Source organism: Clostridium sp. 1001283B150225_161107_B6, from assembly GCF_015556325.1.
Taxonomy (GTDB): Bacteria; Bacillota; Clostridia; order Lachnospirales; family Lachnospiraceae; genus Enterocloster.
The window spans coordinates 1,101,132-1,125,893 of the sequence record NZ_JADNMD010000001.1 but is presented as its reverse complement, the minus strand read 5'-3'; the positions used below and the strand labels follow the sequence as shown (position 1 = coordinate 1,125,893).

General features: G+C 50.7%; 20 protein-coding genes and 1 pseudogene. 19 read left to right on the top strand and 2 right to left on the bottom strand.

All coding sequences use genetic code 11. The annotated features are described in order from the left end of the window. Positions 1-83 precede the first annotated feature (83 nt). Positions 84-1,715 (top strand): amidohydrolase, encoded by a 1,632-nt coding sequence (locus I2H39_RS04985; RefSeq protein ID WP_195625937.1) that lies wholly within the window; start codon positions 84-86, stop codon positions 1,713-1,715. A 270-nt stretch (positions 1,716-1,985) separates the two neighbouring features. Here the strand turns inward: I2H39_RS04985 and tnpA are convergent. Both tnpA and I2H39_RS04975 read right to left on the bottom strand, forming a co-directional pair. Beyond that, a pseudogene (gene tnpA / locus I2H39_RS04980) lies at positions 1,986-2,459 on the bottom strand (IS200/IS605 family transposase). A gap of 218 nt (positions 2,460-2,677) precedes the next feature. Next, complete coding sequence (locus I2H39_RS04975; protein WP_138305760.1) at positions 2,678-3,121, bottom strand: Hsp20/alpha crystallin family protein; 444 nt, start codon at positions 3,119-3,121, stop codon at positions 2,678-2,680. 331 nt (positions 3,122-3,452) lie between these two features. Here I2H39_RS04975 and I2H39_RS04970 point away from each other — a divergent pair, with 331 nt between their 5' ends. The 18 genes from I2H39_RS04970 to I2H39_RS04885 all read left to right on the top strand — a co-directional run bounded on the left by I2H39_RS04970 (position 3,453) and on the right by I2H39_RS04885 (position 24,761). After that, positions 3,453-8,063, top strand: coding sequence for an N-acetylmuramoyl-L-alanine amidase family protein (locus tag I2H39_RS04970; RefSeq protein WP_195625936.1), 4,611 nt, complete (start codon positions 3,453-3,455; stop codon positions 8,061-8,063). A 366-nt stretch (positions 8,064-8,429) separates the two neighbouring features. Continuing rightward, positions 8,430-9,725 (top strand): serpin family protein, encoded by a 1,296-nt coding sequence (locus tag I2H39_RS04965; protein WP_138305762.1) that lies wholly within the window; start codon positions 8,430-8,432, stop codon positions 9,723-9,725. A gap of 110 nt (positions 9,726-9,835) precedes the next feature. After that, a complete protein-coding gene (locus I2H39_RS04960) occupies positions 9,836-10,918 on the top strand; it encodes a substrate-binding domain-containing protein (protein ID WP_195625935.1) in 1,083 nt (360 codons plus the stop codon). Positions 10,919-11,252: 334 nt separating this feature from the next. Then, positions 11,253-12,581 (top strand): extracellular solute-binding protein, encoded by a 1,329-nt coding sequence (locus tag I2H39_RS04955; RefSeq protein ID WP_195625934.1) that lies wholly within the window; start codon positions 11,253-11,255, stop codon positions 12,579-12,581. A gap of 85 nt (positions 12,582-12,666) precedes the next feature. Next, entirely contained in the window at positions 12,667-13,614 is a 948-nt protein-coding gene (locus I2H39_RS04950; RefSeq protein WP_195625933.1) for a sugar ABC transporter permease, read from the top strand. Continuing rightward, entirely contained in the window at positions 13,611-14,450 is an 840-nt protein-coding gene (locus I2H39_RS04945) for a carbohydrate ABC transporter permease (RefSeq protein ID WP_138305766.1), read from the top strand. Before I2H39_RS04950 ends, I2H39_RS04945 begins: the two co-directional genes overlap by 4 nt. 10 nt (positions 14,451-14,460) lie before the next feature. After that, entirely contained in the window at positions 14,461-15,582 is a 1,122-nt protein-coding gene (locus I2H39_RS04940; RefSeq protein ID WP_195625932.1) for an enolase C-terminal domain-like protein, read from the top strand. Then, positions 15,579-16,322 (top strand): SDR family oxidoreductase, encoded by a 744-nt coding sequence (locus I2H39_RS04935; RefSeq protein WP_195625931.1) that lies wholly within the window; start codon positions 15,579-15,581, stop codon positions 16,320-16,322. Before I2H39_RS04940 ends, I2H39_RS04935 begins: the two co-directional genes overlap by 4 nt. 83 nt (positions 16,323-16,405) lie before the next feature. Continuing rightward, a complete protein-coding gene (locus I2H39_RS04930; RefSeq protein WP_195625930.1) occupies positions 16,406-17,071 on the top strand; it encodes an RraA family protein in 666 nt (221 codons plus the stop codon). Between the two features lie 20 nt (positions 17,072-17,091). Next, the gene (locus I2H39_RS04925; RefSeq protein ID WP_138305770.1) at positions 17,092-17,439 is read left to right on the top strand and encodes a UxaA family hydrolase; all 348 of its coding nucleotides are present in this window, start codon (positions 17,092-17,094) and stop codon (positions 17,437-17,439) included. A gap of 11 nt (positions 17,440-17,450) precedes the next feature. Continuing rightward, positions 17,451-18,683 carry a UxaA family hydrolase gene (locus I2H39_RS04920; RefSeq protein WP_138305771.1) on the top strand — a complete coding sequence of 411 codons (1,233 nt, stop codon included), beginning with the start codon at positions 17,451-17,453 and terminating at the stop codon, positions 18,681-18,683. Beyond that, positions 18,676-19,446: an SDR family NAD(P)-dependent oxidoreductase gene (locus I2H39_RS04915; RefSeq protein WP_195625929.1), complete on the top strand. Its 771-nt coding sequence runs from the start codon at positions 18,676-18,678 to the stop codon at positions 19,444-19,446. The genes I2H39_RS04920 and I2H39_RS04915 overlap by 8 nt, the downstream gene beginning before the upstream one ends. Next, positions 19,436-20,839: a glucuronate isomerase gene (gene uxaC / locus I2H39_RS04910; protein ID WP_195625928.1), complete on the top strand. Its 1,404-nt coding sequence runs from the start codon at positions 19,436-19,438 to the stop codon at positions 20,837-20,839. Before I2H39_RS04915 ends, uxaC begins: the two co-directional genes overlap by 11 nt. Positions 20,840-21,078: 239 nt before the next feature. Then, positions 21,079-21,996: an orotidine-5'-phosphate decarboxylase gene (gene pyrF, locus I2H39_RS04905; RefSeq protein WP_138305774.1), complete on the top strand. Its 918-nt coding sequence runs from the start codon at positions 21,079-21,081 to the stop codon at positions 21,994-21,996. A 19-nt stretch (positions 21,997-22,015) separates the two neighbouring features. Beyond that, positions 22,016-22,810, top strand: a complete 795-nt coding sequence (locus I2H39_RS04900; protein ID WP_195625927.1) for a dihydroorotate dehydrogenase electron transfer subunit — start codon at positions 22,016-22,018, stop codon at positions 22,808-22,810. Between the two features lie 99 nt (positions 22,811-22,909). Further along, entirely contained in the window at positions 22,910-23,812 is a 903-nt protein-coding gene (locus I2H39_RS04895) for a dihydroorotate dehydrogenase (protein ID WP_195625926.1), read from the top strand. Between the two features lie 92 nt (positions 23,813-23,904). After that, positions 23,905-24,582 (top strand): orotate phosphoribosyltransferase, encoded by a 678-nt coding sequence (pyrE, locus tag I2H39_RS04890; protein ID WP_195625925.1) that lies wholly within the window; start codon positions 23,905-23,907, stop codon positions 24,580-24,582. A 23-nt stretch (positions 24,583-24,605) separates the two neighbouring features. After that, positions 24,606-24,761 (top strand): hypothetical protein, encoded by a 156-nt coding sequence (locus I2H39_RS04885; RefSeq protein WP_166430226.1) that lies wholly within the window; start codon positions 24,606-24,608, stop codon positions 24,759-24,761. Position 24,762 lies beyond the last annotated feature (1 nt).

Genomic DNA, 24,762 nt, shown 5'->3' with positions numbered 1-24,762 from the left:
TAATATTGGTATTATGAATCGTGATATAGGTACTATACTAAGAAAAACAGGGAAAGTCAATTCACAGAACAGGAGGACAGGACATGGCGCAGACGCTTTACTATAACGGTACCATTCTTACCATGGAGGACAGGTGTCCCCGGGTGGAGGCCGTGCTGACAGAGGATGGAAGAATCCTGGATACAGGGACATGGGACAAGGTAAAGGAACGGGCAGGGGATAAGGCACGCAGGCTGGATTTGCAGGGCAGGATGATGATGCCGGGCTTCATAGACGCCCACAGCCACTTTACGGCCTGCGCCAGCCATACCATGGAGGCAGACCTGGGCCGGGCATGCAGCTTTGAGGATATCATAACATGTATCCGGCAATACATTGCGGACAAGAAGATTCCGGCGGGAAAATGGGTCACGGCATCCGGTTATGACCACAACCGTCTGAAGGAGCACAGCCATCCCGGCAGGAAGGTGCTGGACCAGGCAGCACCTCAGAACCCGCTCATACTGAAACACCAGTCCAGCCATATGGGAGTGTTCAACACCATGGCCCTCAACCTGCTGGGCGTCACCGGACAAACCCAGGCGCCCCAGGGCGGCGTTATAGAGATGGAGGAGGGACTGCCAACCGGATATATGGAGGAAAATGCATTCGTGGGTTACCAGGGCCGTATTCCCATGCCCTCGGCAGAGGATTTCCTGACGGCCTATGGCCGCGCCCAGGAGCTTTATGCTTCCTGCGGAATCACCACGGTCCAGGAGGGATTGATGGCCGGACAGCTGATACCCCTGTACCAGATGCTTCTGAAATCAGGACTTTTAAAACTGGATTTAATTTCTTATATGGATATCCGGGACAGTGATGCCATCCGGGAGACATTTTCAGACCATATAAAGGACTACAAGGGGCATATAAAGCTTGGGGGGTATAAGATGTTTCTGGACGGCTCTCCCCAGGGAAGAACGGCCTGGATGCGGACGCCCTATCTGCCGGAAGGGCCCGGGGCAAAAGAAGATTACTGCGGCTATAATACCCTGGAGGACAGCCAGGTAAAGGCGGATATCCTGAAAGCAGAGCTGGAAGACATGCAGCTCCTGGCCCATTGCAACGGGGATATGGCGGCAGAGCAGTATATGGACCAGATGGAGGCAGCATACCGGGAGCTGGATGACGGAAAGAGAAGAAAACCTGGATTTTACAGGGGGGATATCCGGCCGGTGATGATTCATGCCCAGCTTCTGGGGCCGGACCAGCTGGCACGGGTAAAAAAGCTGGGAATCATCCCCTCCTTTTTCCTGGCCCATGTGTACCACTGGGGAGATATCCATGTCCGCAACTTTGGCCAGGAACGGGCCGGCCGCATCAGTCCGGCGGCCTCGGCCTTAAAAGAAGGGGTCCGTTTCACCCTGCACCAGGACAGCCCGGTTATCATGCCGGATATGCTGGAGACACTGTGGTGCGCAGTGAACCGGCGCACCAGGGAAGGCATGGTGCTGGGACCGGAGGAACGCATTCCGGTATGGGATGCGCTTAAGGCAGTGACGGTCAATGGGGCATACCAGTATTTTGAGGAAAATGAAAAGGGAACCGTTACACCTGGAAAAAAGGCGGATTTTGTGATACTGGAACAGAATCCCCTGGAAACAGAGGCAGATGAGATACGGAACATCCGGGTGCTGGCCACCATCAAGGACGACCGGCTTTTGTGGAAAGCATAGAAAAATAAATGATACAAGAAACAGGAGGGGACAAACAGAAGAGGACAAGCAGATGGGGGTAAGTCAAGACCACCGGCTAAGCCGGTGGCTTGTTCTGCCCCTATAAGGGGATGTTACCTGCTTGCGCCCGGAAGGCGCACTGAAAAGTCTGCCTGCTGCACCACATTCTCAGCTGCCCTTAAAAGGGCATGTTCAGTGCTTCCTTACTCCGGCTTTGCCCCATAAGGGGCTTGCTGGTTTGCTTTGACTTCCTACTGACTCTTAAGAGTCCTACTTCTTGTTTTTCTTCACCGGCTCACCCGTAAACGGGTCTATGTACTCTACTATCGACATTTGGTCATATTCCAAGTCCTCTTTTATCTGATTTTGGATGTATGCCTTTATTGCTGCCGTATTCTTTCCTACTGTGTCCACGTAATATCCACGGCACCAGAAATGACGGTTTCCCTACTTGTACTTTAGATTCGCATGCTTCTCGAATAACATGAGTGAACTTTTTCCCTTGAGATAACCCACCACCTCTGATACTGAATATTTGGGTGGAATGCTTACCAGCATATGAATATGATCTGGCATGCATTGTGCCTCGATTATCTCTATCCCTTTTCTTCGGCATAATGTCCCAAGGATTTGTCCTACATCTGCCTTGATATCTTTATAGATTACCTGTCTACGATATTTTGGTGCAAAAACCAGATGATACTTGCAATCCCATTTTGTATGAGCTAAACTATTATTGTCCATTTTGGACCTCCTGTGCTTTTTTATTTGTGGTTTGCAGACCTACATCTAGTTTAGCACAGGAGTTTGCTTTTATCTGAAGATATTCCCTCCACCTGCAGAGCAGGTGGTTTATTTTTACTGTGACACAAAAAGGATGCAGCCGGGAAGGGGGGATTCCCGGCTGCATCCGCTATTAGGGATAATATATATATAAAAGGAGTGTGGGCTGTCAATGATGATTACAGAATGTCAATATACTTTGGCGTCTCTTCCACCTTCGGCGCATCCTTCGGCACCTGCAGTCTCAGGATACCGTTCTCAAACCCAGCCTTGATATCTTCCTGGCGAATCTGCTCGCCCACAAAGAAGGTTCTCTTGCATGAACTGGTATAGCGCTCCTTGTGAATCAGGGTACCCTTGTCATCCTTGTCCTCGCTGGACTTGGTTATCTCTGCGCTGACAGTCAGGTATCCGTCCTTAAGCTCTGCTCTGATGTCCTCCTTCTTAAATCCGGGAAGTTCAATCTCCAAAATATAGTTTCCATCCTTCTCCAGAATATCGGTGCGCATCACCGGAAGCTTCTTGGCATCCTCGTTTTTTTCGGAGGCGCTGGTAAAGAATGGGTCATTGAAAAAGTCATCAAATAAATTAAGTCCGTAATTTCTTCTTGGTATTAACATCATCGTTATATCCTCCTCGCTCATAGAACTGATTGTTTTCATTTGCTTTATGTCTGTATTATAGCACGATTGTTAGCACTGTCAAGAGGTGAGTGCTAATAAAATTATAAAAAAAGTATGAAAAGTATGAACAAATAAGTATGAAGTGAAATTAGATGCCTGCAGAGCAATTCTGTGAAGCCGGCTATGAGGTCAATTTGCGTTAAATATTCAAAATTGATAAAAATATTCGATTAATTCATGGTTAGTGATAATTAACCTCGACAATATGGTAGGTTAATTTTTTGATTTTTGATACAATTTAAGGGCAAAATAAAAGAGGAGCGGTAAAAGGATGCAGAGAAAAAAGTTGAAAATGCTGACAGCGGCAATGGTACTATCCATGCTGTCAGCCACTGTGGTGCCCTACGGGGCAGAAAACCCTGAATCCGGGTCATGGAAAAGAGCGGGAGCCAATCAATCGCTATGGCGCTATGAAAGGGACAGCGGAAATTATGTTAGGAATAACTGGTTCAAGGATAAGGATGGAACATGGTATCATTTTGACGGGGCCGGTTACATGCAGACAGGATGGTTCTACGGCCCTGACGGAAGGACCTTTTATCTGGCGGGAGATGGCTCCATGGCCACGGGATGGAGAAAAATTGCCAATGGACCGGACGGGGAGAAGTGGTATTATTTTGATGCCGGCGGCGCTCTTGCAAAGGGCTGGCTGAAAGACCAGGCAAACGGAAAGTGGTATTATCTTCTGTCAGATGGTTCCATGGTAACGGGGTGGAAGGCCATAGACGGCAGATGGTATTATTTTAATCCTTCCGGGGACATGGCGTCGGATGGACTGACACCGGACGGATACCTGGTGGACGCCAGCGGAGCCTGGGTAGATGAAAACAGCGTTCCCCTGACAGCTGACCCGATGCCGGGCGGCTCGTCCTCAGGGAGCGGCTCGTCCTCAGGGAGCGGCTCATCCTCAGGGAGCGGCTTATCCTCAGGGGGCGGTTCATCTTCCGGGGGCGGTTCATCCTCAGGGGGCGGTTCATCTTCCTCCGGGGGCGGTTCATCTTCCGGGGGCGGCACATCTTCCGGGGACGGCTCGTCTTCCGGGGACGGCTCGTCCTCGGGGGACGGTTCACCTTCAGGCGGTAATTCATCCGCAGGCAGTTCAGGCACAGATGACGGACAGGAGAATCCACCGGAGCAACAGGATATATTCTATATATCCAAGAGCGGTGTCATGAATATAGAGCAGGTCTATTACGGGGTTCTGACCTTGCAGCAGGGAAACGGGGACGATTATGATTTCACCCTGAACGGACACAGCTTTGTCCCCTCCCCTGTCAATGATGAGCAGACTATTGTGAAATTCGAGGTTAATCCCACAGAGCTGTCAGAGGTTACAGCTGTTTCCAGAACAGATGAGGAACTGAAGCAGACCGTACGGATTGGGCAGGGCGCAAATCCATTTACAGGAGTCATTGAAGGTGAATCACCGGAATACGTACTGGCTTCCGGTCCCGTAGATTATTTTGACTATTTCCTGACAAATTACGATATGGACGGCAACCCAAGGATGAACCCGGGAAAATCCACCTTTGCCACCGGCGGGGGAAATGGGGATGCTGATGTTGCGGAATCTGTAAGAATGTATTCCCAAAGGACTCTGGTAGGAGAGGATATAACCATTAAAGTTGAGGACACGGATTATGCCAGGGAGTGGCTGAGCCATATTTATAAGGTGCAGAAAGATTATGGAATGTCTGCGGAGGGAAGAGCTGATTTGGAGTTCAGGGTCAGAAACGGAAGCATTGAGATTGTGGGTACCAGTCGGGCCATTGACGGACGGAATCAGAAACACGATCTTGTCATTAAGTCCCAGGGTTATCCTGATATGCGCACTACCATTGAAACCATACGCAAGGCAGGGGACCTGGTGCTGAACGGCGATTTCCAGTATCTGGCCGGACAGGATTTACTGTTTGAGCTGAAGGAATTCAATTATGCGGTAACCAACCCCATTTATGCGGTGTATCTGGACGGAACCCTGCTGGAAGGCGGTTGTGTGGATTACCATGTGGTGTCAGGGATGGTGCGCCTGGAAAATGAATGCCACGCCAGGCTGACGCCGGGAAGCCATGAACTGGTCATTAAAGCGGACGGGTTTGAAGATTATATCAAGACCTTTGTGCTGGAGACAGCCCTTCCGGGCCAGCAGAATCCGGTATGGGGCGGTGATGAAAGCCAGCTGGAGACATATTCCAATGAACGGATTTTAAGTACTGCAGATTATGGACTGGATGCAGTGTCCTCTGCCAGCATCAATCCGGGTACGGGCAGCGGCGGTTCCGGCAGCAGTTCCGGCGGCAGCTCTGGACTTGCTATCCGCGGCAACATTATATTTGAATTTGACCTGGTGGCCAACGCAAAGATATTGGCAGCAGTGGAAATGCCTACCCCAGAGTCCTCAGAGGTCATAAGCTGGTGGAACTCACTGGGTAAGGATGGGGCTTTCTGCAAGGACGGACAGGATAAACTGGTTGATTATACATACTTTAAGAACCATTGCGGCATTCAGGGAAGCGGATACCGCACATTCCAATCTGTTTACAGCAATCCGCCGTCCGGTGCGGTGTATGTGAACCGTCCGTATGATGTGAAAAACATGCTGGAGGATGGATTGCTGGGAGAGACATACCGTTTCATGGATGCCACCGGCATACCGGCTCCGGCCCTGGCAGCTGACCTGGTATATGAGGGTCAGGATATTGTAATCAGGTATACGCCGGATGAAAGAAACAGGGATTGGCCGGATAAGATTCAGGGGATGACTGCGAACGGCTATGCACCTGTATCACCGGAAGATTTTACAGTCAGCCGGGAGGATAATACCATTACCGTGAAGGTAAATGCGCCTCTTGGAAATGGGGAACACACACTTACCATATATGGGGACGGCTATGCACCTGCATCGGTGAAGGTGAGAATCACAAAGGAAAACACAGGCAGTTATGAGATTGTCAGGGATAAGGATGGAAATGTGGTGATTTCCGGACTTGCCTCTGAACATGCGTCTGCATTGACAGGTGTATCCCTCAACGGAACATCCCTGTTTACGGATTCACAAGTGGGCGGCAGGAACGGAGATTACCATCTGACCGAGAATATCCTCACCCTGAGAAGTAAGCTGTTCAGTCAGGACAGCCAGGACGGCTTATACACGGTAATCCTGTCCGCCAGCGGGTTTAATGATGATATACTTCAGTTCAGATTATCCCAGCTGGAGATTTTGGACCAGACAGGCGCTCCGGCACCTGAATATGTAAAACTGTCTCCAGACCAGACCTGCAAGCCTGGTGAGCCTGTCACCATTTCCTTGGATGCGGGAACATCTGCCATCTCGCCTTACGGAGAGAAGATGACGGCGGTATTGGTAAATGGCATTCCTGTGGAAGGAAATCATTTTACTAACTGGGATAAAAATGAGTACGAGATTCCGGGCAGTTATTTTCAGCAGCCAGGTACATATGTTATTACAATTCAGGCAGAGGGGTACCTGGATAAGGTTCTGAGTACTGAAATCAGGGATGCTGTATTAGCGGAGAAAGAGGCCCCGTCTTATGTTGGCATTGATAACAATGTATACGGCCATGGCGTTCTGGATCAAGCGGAGATAGAAGCAGGTCAGAAGGTACAGATTAATCTGTCTGACTGGAGTGACGAAGCATATCTGAATGCCTTTACAGGCATGACACTGCATCATGGGGACGAGGATTGGGCATACCACAGGGACAGCCTTGGGATTGAAGGTTTTATGGGTAAATATTTCATATGGGATTCATTTGAGGAAAGCGGGACATATGAATTAACGCTGCATGCAGAAGGATATGAGGACAAGGTCCTGGTTGTGACCGTGCCCGGAAATGGGGATGTTGAAAAAGAGGTTCCGCCTTGTGTGGGAATAGACGACACTGCGTACGGCAACGGCATTGTGGATGAAATCAGCATAACAGAGGGCGGAAGGGTGAAAATTCTTCTTTCGGATTACGGCGAGGAAACATATTTGAATGCATTCACCGGAATGACAGTGGAATATGAGGGCGATAGCACTGAAATAGAAGCAGGGGATTTGGCAGTCAGCGGATTCTGGTCAAAAGGATTTACATACAGTGAATTCAAAGCAGCCGGGATATATGAGCTGACCCTGCATGCAGAAGGGTATGAAGATAAACTTCTCATTGTCACGGCGGAAGAGAAGGAAAAGGCCAAATCACCGGTAGAAATACCGGTAGCCGTACAGAAACCGGCAGAAGACACAGTGATTGATTCTGTGCCTGAAAATGCTGAGGCTGAGGCTGAAAATGGAAAGGATGGAACCGGAAACGTGAAGCCTGATGGCGGAAACAGCGGTTCCGGGGACGCGGAGAACGGTTCCGGAACTGAGGATGGCGGTTCCGGGGATACGGGGAACGGTTCCGGAAATGGAGAGAACGGTTCTGGAAGTGAAGGGAATGGCTCAGGAAATGGAGAGAACGGTTCAGAAAGTGAAGGGAATGGCTCCGGAAATGAAGAGAACGGTTCAGGAAATAAGGAGAATGGTTCAGGAAATGAAGAGAACGGCTCTGGAAATGAAGAGAACGGTTCAGGAAATGAAGGGAACAGCTCTGGGAGTGAAGGGAACGGTTCAGAAAATGAATGGGACGGTTCTGGAACTGGAGAGAACGGCTCTGGAAATGAAGGGAACGGCTCTGGAAGTGAAGGGAACGGTTCAGGAAATGAAGGGGACGGTTCAGGAAATGAAGGGAACGGCTCTGGAAGTGAAGGAGGCGGCTCTGAAAATGAAGGGAACGGTTCTGGAAATGGAGGAAACAGTCCGGAAAGTGAGGGGAACGGTTCAGGGAGTGAAGAAAACAGCTCCGGAAATGAAGAAGCCGGCTATAAAAGGAAGTAGTCCCGTGAGTAAAGGACACGGCTCCGGCAATGAGAAGAATGGCTTTGGATGCCAAACCACCTAAATAAGTCAAACTACGCCAGAAGGTGCTGCCGTATTGCTGCAATCATTGCAACCATAGGCAGCGCCTTTTATGCCGTAAATTATTTTCAGCCGATTAATCGGACGAACAGAAACCCCTTAAGAACTTCAGCGAAAAAACATAGAACCGTAAGCAGGGATTAAAGTAAAACGTGGCAGGATATGGTAAAGTTATCGTAGGCTTTCCGTTGGGCTTGGAAATTCAGTATGCTGCATACCCGTTCTGGCTCTGAAGCAATGCAAAGACCTAATCTCTGACGCAGCCATTATATTGGGAGGGAAAACATGAAACAGTCAAGAAAAACCAAGAAGAATCATTCAGCAGGCGCATGGCTTGGGGCCGTCATTTTCCTGTCCGTACTCACAACCGGATGCGCTTCGAACCGTCTCCATCAGGGCGCCCGGGAGCTTACAGGGAACCTGCCGGAGGAAAAAGTGGTTACAGCAGATATTATGGATTCATCCTATGAACCCATAAATCCCAGAAAAGAACTTACGGAATTTTCCCTGGAGCTGATGCAGGAAAATCTGTCCAAGGACAATTGCCTGATTTCGCCCCTTTCCATTGTTTCAGCCCTGGGGATGACTGCAAATGGGGCAGAGGGGGACACGCGCATGGAAATGGAACAGATGATGGGTACGGACGCAGCTGTCCTCAATGATTATCTGAAGGCATATACGGATGCCATGCCTGACAATGAAAAGCACAAGGTCAATATAGCCAATTCCATATGGTTCAGGGACAGCGGCAGCCTGACCATAAATCAGGATTTTCTTAAAACCAGCAGGAATTACTATCATGCGTCCATATTTGAAGCCCCCTTTGACACAGGCACAAAGGATGACATCAACAATTGGGTCAGGAGGGAAACCAACGGTATGATTCAGAAGCTGATGGAGGAAGCGCCGCCCCGGGATGCTGTTATGTATCTGGTCAATGCGCTGTCCTTTGACGGGGAATGGCAGAAAATCTATGAAAAGGACCAGATACACCAAGGGAAGTTCCGCGGGGAAAACGGAGAGCTGCAGCCTGCAAAGTTCATGTATTCCACGGAGGCAGCCTATCTCGAGACTGCGTACGGGACCGGATTCATGAAACCATACGGGGACAGCACGTATGCCTTTGCCGCCATCCTGCCCAATGAGGGGGTGGAGATGGACGAACTTCTGGAGAAGGTAAAGGAAGACGGGCTGACAGACCTTCTGGGACAATTCCGGAATAAAACCGTCTATGCCAGGATTCCAGGATTTACGGTGGAATACAGTGTGGTTCTCAACCAGTCCCTGATGGAATCAGGCATGAAGGATGCATTTGACAGCAGGAATGCAGATTTTTCATCCATGGCCCATTGGGATAATGGAAATATTTATATAAGCAAAGTGATTCATAAGACCAGGATTGATGTGGATGAAAAGGGAACAAAGGCAGGGGCAGTGACAGCCGTTGAAATGACGGAAGGCAGCGCCATACGGACGGAGGAACCAAAGGAGGTTTTCCTTGACAGGCCGTTTTTCTATATGATTATAGATACCAGACAGAATTTTCCTCTTTTCATGGGATGTCTGATGCAGATGGAATAAAAACAGATTTGCTGCCGCCAGACTTGAAAAAAAGCGGAGGATTGTATAAGATATATCTTAAGGTTTGTTTTAACTATAATCTGACCTGTTGAGAAAACGAGGAAAACCACATGAAATCACAGATAACCATGAAGGATATGGCACAGCATTTTAATGTGTCCCTTAATACAATCCATAAAGCAATTTACGGAAAGCCCGGAGTGAGTGAGGCCACCAGGAAAAAAATAGTATCCTATGCAGAGAAAAACGGCTACAGGCTGAACGCCATGGCTTCCATGCTGAAACGGAAACATATGAAAATAGCAGTATGCCTGCCCGGGCTGGACCAGGACAGCAAATATTTCTACAGCTATATCTGGCAGGGGTACAGAAGATATCTGGCGGAGCAGAGCGAATATAACCTGGAGATTCAGGAGCTTGCCTATGAAAAGGGAGCGCTTTCCCGGACCCTGGAAGATTTGTGCGAAAGGGTGAAGAACGGGGAGGAGCTGGATGGCATTCTGACGGTTCCGCCGGGAGACGAAAAGGGAATCTGCGCGGTCCGGTATTTCACGGAGAAAGGAATGCCCGTGGTCTTTGTGACGGAAGACCAGGACCGGTGCGGCCATCTGGGAACCGTGGTAGGGGACTATTACGCGGCTGGACAGCTGATGGCGGAGCAGGCATGCAATCTATTGGCCGGGGGAAAACGTATTCTCCTGATGACCGGGGACCCCTATAAGGATTCCCATTATCTGGTGGCAAAAGGGTTCCATGAATATATGAGACAGGAAAAAAAGGAATGCTCCATTGAGGATTTATACGGCTATTATGAACTGGACCATCTGGATAAAACCGTACAGGATATTCTGGAGAATCGTCCTCCGGACCTGATTTGCTGTGTGTTTTCCAGGGGGAGCGCCGTCCTGTACCGGGCACTTAAGAAAAGCGGGCAGGCAGGTAAGATTCCAGTCATTGCAAGCGATGTGTTTGATGAGACCGTGAGGGCCTTAAAGGAGGGCACCTTCACCAACCTTGTGTTCAAGGACCCCTATAAACAGGCTTATCTTGCTATCAAGATGCTTTATGAGTACCTGCTTATGGACAAAGAGCCGGCGGAAAAGGTACGCAGGGTGGAGATAGTACTGATATTTAAGAGCAATGTAAACTATTATTGGGAAAATATAAAGGATATGCAGTACATGCGGACCTGAGTTCCATACGAATTTCATATTGACTGTAAGGCTGAACGGCTTCCCGGTTGGGGCGGCCGTTTTTTTGCGTTTGAGGTTTATGATATTTTCACAAAAATAGGGAAACGTTACTTCGACAAATGATTCGACAAAATAGACATGCGCTGCATCTGCCTCGCCGGACAGACCTGTTAAAAACATGTTAATAACACAATAGAATAGCAAAAAACTACTCTTAAATTATGCAATAATGACAAAATAATCCCCTTTGATATCTTGACACCCTTCGAATTATATAGTAAGATAAGAACACGATAAGGGAAACGTTTCACTAAAAAGTATCAGGAGGTTTACTATGAAAACAAGGAAAGCATATTCTCTGGCACTGGCAGCCGTCATGGCATCATCCGTACTGTGGGGCTGCGGTTCTTCCTCATCCGGCTCGGGAACCGCGGCGGAGAAGTCCTCTGACAGCGGCACAAAGGAGGCGGGAGGCCAGCAGACCCTGCGGGTAACGGTTCAGGCGTGGATGATGGGAAAGTATGATTTTGAGAGGATTGCAAAGGAATTTGAGGAAGAGAATCCGGGCGTGAAAGTAGTCTATAACCAGGTGGACAATGTGGACGTGACCTCCAGCATGCTGGAGTGGTCCCAGGGAAAGACAAACTGCGATTTGGCCTTGGGAGGCGACCGTTCCGAGACAGTTCCTTATGCTGCCAATGATTACGTGGTGGAGTTTACGGACGAAAATTTCTTTAACGGGGATTATACCAGGGATAAGTTCATTGATTCATTTCTGGAAAGCGGAAATGCAGACGGGGTACAGTACATGATTCCGCTGCTGGGTGAGGTCCTGGGCTGCGTGGTGAACATTCCCATGATGGAGGAGGCCGGCTACATAGCGGAGGACGGCTCTGTCATTGCACCGGCAGACTGGAATGAGATGTATGAATACGCAAAGAACCTGACAAAGGACGGGCAGACCGGCCTGGCCATTGACTGGGGCAATAACATGGCGGTAAAGGCATACGACGCATGTATCATGGGAACCAATGCAAGTCTGTACGAAGCGGACGGCAACACGCTGAATTTCACGGCCGGGCCTGTGAAGAACATGCTCCAGGTATGGCAGGATTTGGTAAGGGACGGATACACCACCACAGATGTATTTGCGGACGCTGACGCCAACAGGACAAACTTTAAAGCGGGAAGAGTGGCCATGCACATTGCTCCGGCTTCCAGGTGGATTGAGGCCGGAGAACTTCTGGGGGCGGAGAATGTGGGCGTTATGCCCATACCGGGCACTGACGCCAATGGTTCTGTTTCTTACATACACGGCGCTGTGATTCCAAAGGCATCTGAAAATCAGGAGCTGGCCATTAAGTTCATTCAGGATAAGCTGCTCCAGGAACAGTTCCAGACAGACTCCATGAACTCCTACGGCAAAATGTCGCCCATGAAGGCCCACTATGAGGAGCTGGATAACCCATATTGGCCAACTGTTCTTGATTTTACGGAAAAAGCAACCACCCCTCCGCTGTACAAGGATTACACAAAGCTGGATACCAATATGCAGATAGAGCTTCAGAAGATGCTCTCAGGGGATTCCACGGTAGATGATTTTTCTGCCAATATGAGTAAGTTCATGACGACCATTGACCTGAGTACAGGAATGAACAAATAAAATCAGTCAGCAGGCCGGTCCAATGACAGCATTACCATTGGCCGGTTTTCCTGCTGGTTCCAGATGAATTAGGATGAGGTGGAATATGGGGAATAAAAGAAGTGTGGGCGTACAGCTGAAAAAGATGCTGCCCGGCTATGCATTTGCCGCTCCGGGGGTTATATTTGTGGCTGTTTACATGGGATATCCCCTGGTGCGCTCGCTTTACCTGAGCTTTACCAATTACAATTTTGCGTTTGATAAAAAACCGGTATTTGCAGGCCTTTCTAATTTTGCAAAGATGTTTACGGATGCGTACTTTATGGATTCGCTGAAAAACACAGTGGTATTCTCACTGCTGTTTTTCCCGTCCATCATGATTATCTCCCTGATAATTGCCATGCTTCTGGATAAGGGCGTCAGGGGATCGGGAGTATTCCGGACCTGCGTATTCGTGTCCATGGTGGTTCCGCTGTCCCTGACCGGTATTATTTTCCAGTGGATTTTAAATAATCAGTACGGCCTTCTCAACAGCGTGCTCAGGGAGGTGCTGCACCTGGATTCCTGGGCCCATAACTGGCTGGGAGAGGGAAAGTGGGCCATGTTTTCCATAGTGATAGTCAGCTTGTGGAAAAATATGGGGATGCTTGTAATCTTTTTCATGGCAGGTCTTGCAGGCATTCCGTCGGACATCATTGAATCCGCCAAGATAGACGGAGCCAACGCATTCCAGAGGATTTTCAGGATTATTCTGCCGAATCTGAAGGAAAGCTATGTAATCTGCGGCCTGTGGGCCATCATCCAGTCCGTGAAGGTATTTGAACAGCCATTTGTCATGACAAACGGAGGACCGGGCACATCCACCCTGGTTCTTTACCAGTATACATGGATGAACGCGTTTAAATATTATGAAATGGGCTATGCGTCTGCCATCGGTTATTTTATGGGAGCCGTTATCCTGATTTTGTCATGTATCAATCTTTACATCAACAGGACAAAGGATGAGGATGAAGTGAAGCGGAAAAAGACAGGACAAAGGAGGAACAGGGTATGAATATTAAGAAAAATGCAGGCAATATAACCGTGTTCATACTGCTGCTCATCATATCCTTTATCTTTATCATCCCTTTCATATGGACGATGCTTACCTCGCTGAAACCGGATGAAGAGATATACTCGTCAGTCCTTACTTTTCTTCCTGTTAATCCCTATGCAGGGCACTATACAGGCATTTTTACAAAGCTGGGAAATTTCTTTAAGTATTTCTCCAATTCCGTTGTGGTGTCCTTCTGGAGCGTGCTGTTCAATGTGCTGTTTGCAGCCACACTGGGATATTCATTTTCCAAGTTCCAGTATTGGGGCAGGGACCTGTTTCTGGGCTTTGTTCTGTTAATCATTACGCTGCCCTATGTCATTTATCTGATACCGATTTATATTATGCAGTCGCGTTTTGATTTGATTGATACCAGACTGGGACTCATACTTCCGTATATCGCCACCAACCTGCCCATGTCCGTGTTCATTATGAGGGGGCAGTTTAACGGTGTTCCCAATGAGATGATGGAGGCAGCCAGGATAGACGGGGCGGGCCAGTGGCAGACCTTCAGCCGCGTAATGCTTCCCATTGTGAAGCCTGGCATTGCCACGGTCATCATCATGACGTTTATTTCGGTGTGGGGAGAATTTACCTATGCCAGAACCCTGTGCACCACGGCTAAGTCCCAGACCCTTGCAGTGGGTATTACCTTTCTGCGGGATGAAGCGGCCTCTTGGCAGTACGGTACATTAACAGCAACCATTATCCTGTCCCTGATTCCTGTGCTGGCAATTTTTTTGTCCATGCAGAAATATTTCATCAAGGGAATCATGGCAGGGGCAGTGAAAGGATAGGAGACAGCGCATGAAAATCATTAAATTTGAGACCTGGTGGGTAAAACGCAGCAAATGCCTGTTTGATGAAAAGCGCAAGGGCAAGAGCAGCATGGACTGGGATGTGGTAGTGCTTAAACTGACCACGGATAACGGAATCGAGGGAATCGCAACAGCCCTGGCAGCGCGGTCGGGACGGGTGACGGAAACCTATCTCCACGATAACATTGCCCCGGTGGTTCTGGGCGCATCCCCCTATGACCGGGAAAGGATATGGCATGAGCTGTGGAACATTGACCGCCACCTCACATTTTTCCCTGTCTATCTGCCGGGGCCGGTGGATGCGGCCCTGTGGGACATCTGCGCCAAGGCAGCAGGACTGCCTCTCTATCAATACATTGGCGCTTACCGGCAGACCCTGCCCGTGTATGCCAGCGGCCTGTTCCATGAGGACCCGGAGGAATATGTGCGGGAAGCCCTTTACTACAAATCCAGGGGAATCAACTGCTATAAGGCCCATCCCTCCGGTCCCTGTGAGCTGGATATGGAAATCCATGAGAACATACGCAAGGCAGTGGGGCCGGACATGAAGCTTATGAGCGACCCTGTGGCGGAATATACCCTGGAAGAGGCAATCCGGGTGGGAAGGCATCTGGAAAAGCTGGGATATGAATGGCTGGAAGAGCCTTTCCGTGATTTTGAACTGAATAAATATACCCAGCTGTGCTCTGCCCTGGATATCCCCATTGCCGCCACGGAGACAACCAGAGGCTGCCACTGGGGCGTGGCCCAGGTCATTAACCAGAAGGCGGCGGATATTGTAAGGGCGGACGTATCATGGAAATGCGGCGTCACCGGAACCCTGAAAATCGCCCATCTGGCGGAAAGCTTTGGAATGCAGTGCGAGATTCATACCACGACCATGAATTACATGGACCTGGTCAACCTCCATGTTTCCTGCGCCATACGCAACTGCAGATATTTTGAGTACTTTGTGCCGGAGGAGGATTTCATGTTTCCCATGAAAGGACTTCTTCCCATTGATGATAAAGGCATGATTACGGTTCCTGATAAGCCGGGAATCGGCGGGGAGCTGGATTGGGAGCTGATTGAACGGAATTGCGTCTCCTACCGGACGGAGGTATTTGAATGATGGAATTGGCGGGAAAAACAGGAATCATTACAGGCGGCTCCAGCGGGCTTGGGTTTGCCACGGCCAATGTTCTGGCGGAGGCAGGGGCTGCGGTATACGCCGTAAGCCGGAGCGGCAGGCCTAAGGCGGATGGCGGAGCCAGCCATGAACGGGTCATTCATATGGCGGCAGATGTAAGCGATTATAAGGCGATGGAGAAGATAACAGAAGAAATAGGCCGTGAACACGGCATTGATTTCCTGGTAAATAACGCGGGAATCACAGTGAAGAGTCTGGCCCAGGATGTGTCGGACGGGGACTTTGAAACAGTGCTCCGGGTAAATGTAAGCAGCGTATTTAAGCTTTGCACCCTGTGCTACCCCTACCTCAGGCAGTCGCCTCGCAGGGGCAGAATCGTGAACATCACTTCCATGGCAGCCCATCTGGGATTCTCGGAGGTGGTGCCCTACTGCACCAGCAAGGGAGCCGTGCTGTCCATGACAAGGGGGCTGGCGGTGGAATGGGCTCAGGATGATATCAATGTAAACTCGGTAGCGCCGGGGTGGTTTCCGTCGGAGATGAGCCGCAGGGTCATGGACGAGGAACGGAGGCAGAAAATACTGGCCCGGATGCCGGTCCATTGCTTCGGGAATCCCAGGGATATCGGCGCCATGGTAAAGTTCCTGGTGTCGGATGAGTCGGAGTATATAACGGGCCAGGATTTCGCTGTGGACGGCGGAGCGCTGAGTTTCGGTTATTGACAGAGGGAGGCTGCGCAGGGCTGCCAGTGCGCGGAGGCGTGGGTGCGCAGCTGCACGGCTGCAGTTAAATAGGAGGAAATAGAATGAAGCTGTGGAATGATGAACATGAGAAATTTGCCCTGATGAAGGAAAAACTCTACACGCCCGTGGTAGGCGACATACTGGACGGACTGGGATATTATCACCAGTTTCTGCCCCAGGATATCCGTCCCCTGCGGGAGGATATGAAGCTGGCGGGAAAGGCCATGACCGTGCTGATGACAGATGTGTACGGCCCCCAGAAAAAGCCCTTTGGGTTTTTGACAGAGGCGCTGGACCAGCTGGAGGAAAACGAGATATACATTGCTTCCGGCGGAACCAAACGCTGCGCCTACTGGGGGGAACTTCTGACCGCCACGGCCAGGACCAGGAAGGCGGCCGGCGCTGTTGTAAACGGGTGGCACAGGGATACGCCCCAGGTGCTGTCCCAGAACTGGCCTGTGTTTTCCTGCGGCTGCTATGCCCAGGATTCCAGCGTCCGCACCCAGGTAGTGGATTTTCGGTGCGATATCGAGATAGGGCAGGTGAGGATTCACGACGGGGATTTGATTTTCGGAGATGTGGACGGCGTCCTGGTTATTCCAAAAGAAGCAGCGGACCAGGTACTGGAGAAAGCCCTGGAAAAGGCTGCCGGGGAAAAGACCGTGAGGAAGGCCATCGAGGAAGGCATGAGCGCTACGGATGCATTTGCAAAATTCGGTATTTTGTAGAGGAGGGGGACAGCAGCCGGATGGATGAAACAATGGAGATAAGACAGCGGGCATTTCAGATTGAAGAAATAGACAATGTGGCCACGGCTCTGGAGGAGCTGCCTCCCGGTCCGGTAAGGCTTCTGGGCGATGTGTGCAGGGCGGAGACAGAGGCTGTACAGAAGATTCCAAAGGGCCATAAAATTGCTCTCCGGGACATGGCGGCCGGGGAGGATATCATTAAATACGGGGTCCGCATTGCCAGGGCTGTAAAGGACATAAGGGCCGGAGAATGGGTCCATCTTCACAATATCCGCAGCGTGTACGATGAGCGTTCCAGCCACCTGGACGTGATGACCGGAGCGCCTAAGGATACCAGATATGAGTAGGAGGCAGGCGGATGGATAACCTTAAGAAGGAATACAGCTGGATGGGCTATGTGAGGAATAACGGCGCAATGGGAATCCGCAACAAGGTGCTGGTCATCTACACCGTGGAGTGCGCTTCCTTTGTGGCCAGGGAAATCGTAAGACTTGCAGGGGACCCGGAAACAGAGGTGGTTGGTTTTTCCGGGTGCACGGATAACGAATATGCGGTGCGCCTTCTGATTGCCCTGATACGCCACCCCAATGTGGGGGCTGTTCTGACCGTAGGTCTTGGATGCGAGTATGTGCAGCCGGAATGGCTGGCGGATATAGCCGGAAAAGAGGGAAAGGAAGCTGCCTGGATGTTTATCCAGCAGGAGGGAGGAACCAGGAAAACCATTGAAAAGGGGCTGGCCGCCGTGGGACGGATGCGGGAAAAGCTGAAGGAAACCAAGAGAAGGCCCATGGGAATCAGGGATTTAATCATAGGGGCAGAGTGCGGGGGGTCTGATTACACCAGCGGACTGGCCGGAAATGTGGTGGTGGGACGGTTGTACGACCGGCTGACCGACATGGGAGGGACCGCTGTTTTTGAGGAAATCGTGGAGGCCGTCGGTCTGAAGGAGCTGCTGGAGGGACGGGCTGCAGATGAAAAAGCCAGGCAGGAGATAGGGGATACATACGATAAGGCCCTGGAATACTGTAAATCCGTGCGCCAGTATTCGGTCAGCCCGGGCAACTTTGCAGGAGGGCTGTCCACCATTGAGGAAAAGAGCATGGGCGCCCTTGTTAAGAGCGGAAGCAGGCCCATACAGGGAGTCCTTAAGGTGGGGATGAAGCCGCCCCACCCCGGTCTGTGGCTGTTAGATTCCACGCCCGACCCATACTGGATGCAGTTCGGAATCACCAATCCCAATGACAACGAGGGACTGATGGATTTGATTGCCTGTCACAGCCATATTGTGTTTCTGGTAACGGGCCGGGGAAATGTGGTGGGCTCTGCCGTTTCCCCCTGCATTAAAATCACGGGCAATTCAGCCACCTATAAGGCCATGGAAGAGGACATGGACTTTGACGCGGGACCGGTGCTGGAAGGGCTTTGCACCCAGGATGAGATGGCAGAAGCCCTGCTTGGACTGGTGGCAGAGGTGGCTTCCGGCACAAAAAGCAAGAGCGAGGCGCTGGGCCATAAGGAGTATTTCATACCATATAAATATCAGGACAGGGACGTAGTTAAAAAATGCGCAGGAGGCATAGGCAATGTTTGATACAGGTAGTTATTTTTCGTTAGAAGGACAGACTGCAATCGTGACAGGAGGCTCCACCGGACTGGGGCTTGCAATCACCAGGTGCATGGTGGGCGCTGGGGCAAAGGTGGCGGTGCTCAGCTATGAGAGCCGGGAGCAGGGACAGGAAGCCCTAAAGGAGTTTGGGGGAAAGGCTGTGTTTTACCAGTTTGACATCACGGACACGGACCACACCCGGGAGATGGCTGACAGGATTATAGCGGAACAGGGACCTGTGTCCATCCTGGTGAACAATGCCGGAAACCACTGCAAGAAATACATTGAGGACATGACGGTGGAGGATTACGTCAATGTGCTGAATGTACATCTGGTAGGGGCTTTCGCACTGACAAAGGCATTATTTCCCCATATGAAGGAGCAGGGGAAGGGAAGCATCCTGTTCCAGGCCAGCATGACCAGCTACATTGGCCAGCCCCAGGTGGCGGGTTATGCCACGGCCAAGGCAGGCTATCTGGGCCTGGTGCACACCCTGGCAACAGAAGGGGGTCCTTACGGGGTGCGGGTCAATGCCATTGCCCCGGGATGGATTGACACGCCTATGTTCCGCAAGGCCACGGACGGGGACGCGGTCCGTCTTGGAAAAATCCTGGGACGGATTCCCATGCAGAAGGTGGGAAACGTGACGGATATAGGCATGGCTGCTGTGTTTTTGTGCAGTGATGCGGCCGGATACATATCAGGCACCTGTCTGCCTGTGGATGGGGGTGCTCTGATTGGGTTCTGATTGTTTTTCAGAGGAACTTCTTTTGACAAACCCCACGGGAAGCAGGCTGTACCACAGCTATGCGGAGAAGCTGCCCATAGTGGATTACCACTGCCATCTGGTGGCCAGGGAAATCTATGAAAACAGGGAGTTTGAGGATTTGGGGGAAATGTGGCTGGCCCATGACCATTATAAATGGAGGGCTATGCGTACATTTGGAATTGGTGAGGACTATATTACCGGCAGCAGGAGCTACTATGAAAAATATATGGAATTTGCCCGGATTATGCCCTGTCTTGCGGGCAACCCCCTCTATATATGGTGCGCCCTGGAGCTGAAACGGTATTTTGATATTGAGGAGCCCCTGGGGCCGGACAATGCAGAGGAGATTTACCGGCGAACCAACCAGAGAATCAGGGAGCTTCACATGACGCCCAGGTGGTGCATGGAACGGTCCGGGGTGGAGCTTTTAAGCACCACGGAGGACCCGGCGGACAGCCTGGAATACCACTGGAAAATGAAGGAGGCTGCTGCCTTTAAAACCCGCATACTCACAGCGTTCCGCCCTGACAAGGCATTTTACTGCGAGTGGAAGACATTTCCGGATTATATAAAAATACTGTCAGGGGCAGCCGGGCAGGAAATCGTGGATTTCCCCTCCCTGATGGGAGCCCTGGAACAGCGTCTAGCCTGCTTTGCGGAATTCGGAACAACGGTCAGCGACAACGGCATTGCCGATATTGCGTGGGAGGATTACACTGCGGACCAGGTGGAGGATGTATTCCGGAAAGCATTGATGGGGGAGGACTTATCACGGAAAGAAATAAGCAGGTATAAATCCGCATTTATCATTGAGATGGCAAAGCTTTACAAAAAATACAACTTTGTGATGCAGCTGCACATCGGAACCTATCTGGATGCCAATCACAGAAAGGTGAGGGAAATAGGGCCGTCCACCGGCTTTGACTGCGTGGACGATTCCACGGCCGTAAAATCCGTGGGGCATATACTGGACCGGCTGACAGAGCTGGATGAGCTGCCAAAGACCATTCTGTACCCCCTTAATCCGGCGCAGATGGAGCCATTTGCCATTCTGGCGGCAGGCTTCTGCGGCGGCGCGGTAAGGGGAAAGGTCCAGTTGGGGGCTCCCTGGTGGTTTAATGACCAGCCATGGGGCATTATGCGGCAGTTTAATGGGGCGGGAAACCTGTATCCCCTGAGCCTGTCCGTTGGAATGCTTACGGACTCCAGAAGTTTCTTAAGCTATCCGCGCCATGAGCTGTACCGCCGCTGCCTTTGCAGCTATCTGGGGGAGCTGGTGGAACGGGGGGAATATTTCTCCGGTGAAAAATACCTGAAGGATGTGATAGAAGGCATCTGCTACAGGAATGTAAAAGAATACTTTGGATGGTAAGCGCATGGCTGTAACCGGGATGGCGGCCATCGCGGAAGCAGCATCAAATGTCCGCCGTACAGGAACTGATATTGTATCATGTGTTCCTGCGCGGCGGTTTTTGTATTTTATGGGAAGGCGGGGCCTGCGAAAATAATTGTAATACTGGAATATCATTCCTTGAAACAAGGTGCTTTATATGTTAAAATGGGGAAAGAATTTATGCAAGGTGCAAAATACTCTTAACAAAGGAGAACATTATGATAAGCCAGTTAATTGAAAAAATAAAGAAAACCAATGCCCCAATCTGCGTAGGACTGGACCCCATGCTGTCCTATGTGCCGGAACATGTGGTTAAAAAATCCCTGGATGCATACGGAGAGACACTGGAGGGGGCAGCTGATGCCATCTGGCAGTTTAATAAGGAAATTATTGACCATACATCTGACCTGATTCCGGCTGTAAAGCCGCAGATTGCCATGTATGAGCAGTTTGGAATTGAAGGACTGACGGTATATAAGAAGACCGTGGATTACTGTCATGAAAAAGGGCTGATTGTCATTGGCGATGCGAAAAGGGGCGATATCGGCTCCACATCCGCTGCCTATGCAGCTGGCCATCTGGGCAGGGTGCAGGTGGGGAGTAAGTCCTTAAGCGGATTCAATGTGGATATACTGACTGTAAACCCATATCTGGGAACAGACGGCGTAAAGCCCTTTGTGGATGTGTGCAAGAGCGAGGACAAGGGACTCTTTGTCCTGGTCAAGACATCCAACCCATCCAGCGGTGAGTTCCAGGACCGCCTTATTGACGGAAAGCCCCTGTATGAGTGGGTGGCTGCCAAGGTGGAAGAGTGGGGAGCCGGCTGCATGGACGGTGAATACAGCAATGTGGGAGCTGTGGTGGGAGCCACCTATCCTGAGATGAGTAAGATTCTGAGAAAGCTCATGCCCCGCACCTACTTCCTGGTACCGGGATACGGAGCCCAGGGAGGAACTGCCGCTGACCTTAAGCATTGTTTCAACCAGGACGGACTTGGAGCCATTGTCAATTCCTCCAGAGGAATCATTGCAGCTTATAAACAGGATAAGTATAAGAACTTTGGACCGGAGCATTTCGGAGAGGCTTCCAGACAGGCAGTGATTGATATGGCTGCTGATATCGGCAGCGTACTGTAAGAGACAGGAGATTCATGTTATGGCAAAAGTAAAAATGACAGCAGCCATCACGTTCCAGGAACAGCTGGCTGCCGATATATACGATATGAGGATAAAAGCGCCTGAGATAGCAGAGACAGCGGTTCCGGGCCAGTTTGTATCCCTTTATTCCAAAGACGGGGCAAGGCTTCTTCCGCGCCCCATCAGCCTGTGCGGCATTGATAAGGAAAAGGGGGAGCTGAGACTGGTATACCGCATTGCAGGGGAAGGGACAAAGGAGTTTTCTGAACTAAAGGCAGGCCATACCATTGATGTCCTGGGACCCCTGGGCAATGGATTTCCCTTAAAAGCCGGCAAAAAGGCATTTCTGATAGGCGGAGGCATAGGCGTTCCCCCTATGTTAGAGCTGGCAAAAGCCCTTCATGGGCTGAATGCAGCCGGGGAGGGCGGTCTGGTCCAGTCCGTGCTGGGATACAGGGACAGCCAGATGTTCTTAAAGGATGAATTTGAAGCATACGGTCCGGTATATGCTGCCACAGAGGACGGCAGCTCCGGCACCAGGGGCAATGTACTGGATGCTGTCCGCGAACAGGGCCTTACGGCGGATATCATTTACGCCTGCGGCCCTACTCCCATGCTCCGCGCACTGAAGGCATATGCGGCTGAGAAGGGGCTGGAGTGCTGGCTTTCCCTGGAAGAGAAGATGGCCTGCGGCGTGGGCGCCTGTCTGGCCTGCGTGTGCCAGTCCAAAGAGGTGGACGACCATTCACAGGTACACAATAAACGTATCTGCAAGGACGGTCCGGTGTTCCGGGCAGAGGAGATTGAGCTGTAAGAGCATCCGGCCGGATGTGTCCGGCGAAATGCGCCCGGAGGCGGGAAGGTCCGGCAGGACACGGCATGTATAGGTGAAAGATAGCGAGGTACCGTTTAGATGAATATGAGTGTAAAGATTGCCGGTGTGGAATTTAAGAATCCGGTGATGGAAGCGTCGGGCACATTTGGCTCCGGCATGGAATACAGTGAATTCGTGGATTTGAACCGTCTGGGCGCAGTGGTTACCAAGGGCGTGGCAAGTGTGCCGTGGCCGGGCAATCCCACTCCCAGGATAGCGGAAGTCTACGGCGGCATGCTCAATGCCATCGGCCTTCAGAATCCGGGCATTGACGTGTTCACAAAGAGGGATATTCCTTTTTTGAAACAGTATGATACAAAAATCGTGGTCAATGTCTGCGGAAAGACCACGGAAGAATATATTGACGTGGTGGAGCGCCTGGGGGACCAGCCGGCAGACATGCTGGAAATCAATATATCCTGTCCCAATGTAAAGGAAGGCGGAATCGCTTTCGGCCAGGACCCAAAGGCAGTTGAGGCCATTACCAGAGAGGTAAAGGCCCATGCAAGGCAGCCCATCATCATGAAGCTCAGTCCCAACGTGACAGACATCACTGTCATGGCCAGGGCGGCTGAGGCAGGCGGGGCAGATGCCATTTCTTTAATCAATACCCTGACAGGCATGAAGATTGATATTCATAAGAGGGCGTTTGCGCTGGCCAACAAGACAGGAGGGCTGTCCGGTCCGGCTGTCAAGCCGGTGGCTGTCCGTATGGTATACCAGGCTGCCCAGGCAGTGAAGGTTCCTATTATCGGCATGGGAGGAATCAGGAATGCGGACGACGCCCTGGAATTCATACTGGCAGGCGCCACGGCGGTTGCCATTGGCACGGCCAATTTCCATAACCCATATGCCACGGTGGAGACTGTGGATGGAATCCGGGCCTACATGGAGAGGTACGGAATTGAGGATATCCGGGACCTTATAGGGGCTGTGAGGTAGGAACAGCCAGGTAAGGCCGGGCCGGGTAAGACAGAAACAAAAGAAGCAGGTAAGAGGTTAAAAGACCCGTAAATACAGGAGGTTTAAGGAAGATGGAAAACTATAAGCAGGAATTCATAGATTTTATGGTTGAGAGCAATGTGCTCAAATTCGGTGATTTCACATTAAAGAGCGGACGCAAGTCCCCGTTTTTCATGAATGCAGGAAGCTATGTTACCGGAACCCAGCTGAGAAAATTGGGAGAGTATTATGCAAAGGCCATACACGACAATTTCGGACTGGATTTTGACGTGCTCTTTGGGCCGGCTTATAAGGGAATACCCTTAAGCGTGGCAACCACCATGGCAATCAGCGAACTGTACGGAAAGGATATCCGCTATTGTTCCAACCGCAAGGAGGTTAAGGACCACGGCGATGCAGGCATCCTTTTGGGCAGCCCTATCAAAGACGGGGACAAGGTAGTCATCATCGAGGATGTGACAACCTCCGGCAAATCCATTGAGGAGACCTTCCCCATTATTAAGGCCCAGGGAAATGTGGAAATCAAGGGACTTATGGTATCGTTAAACAGAATGGAGCGGGGCAAAGGCACAAAGAGCGCCCTGGATGAGATTAAGGATTTATATGGTTTCCCGACAGCAGCCATTGTATCCATGGCAGATGTGGTGGAGCACCTCTACAATAAAGAAAAAAATGGCAAGGTAGTCATCGACCATCAGATAAAGGCAGCCATTGACGCTTATTACGAGCAGTATGGAGCCCAGGCATAATGATGTATCCAAGAAGAAAGGCGATGAATATGGAGAGAGTGTATAAGACCATGCGTAACACAGGGGCCGGCTGCATAGCGGTGGGAGTCATCATAGCAGTGACCGGCCTTACGGTTGGAATCATTTCCATTGTAAACGGAGCTTTGCTGCTGAAACGAAAATCTGAGATTGAATTTTAGT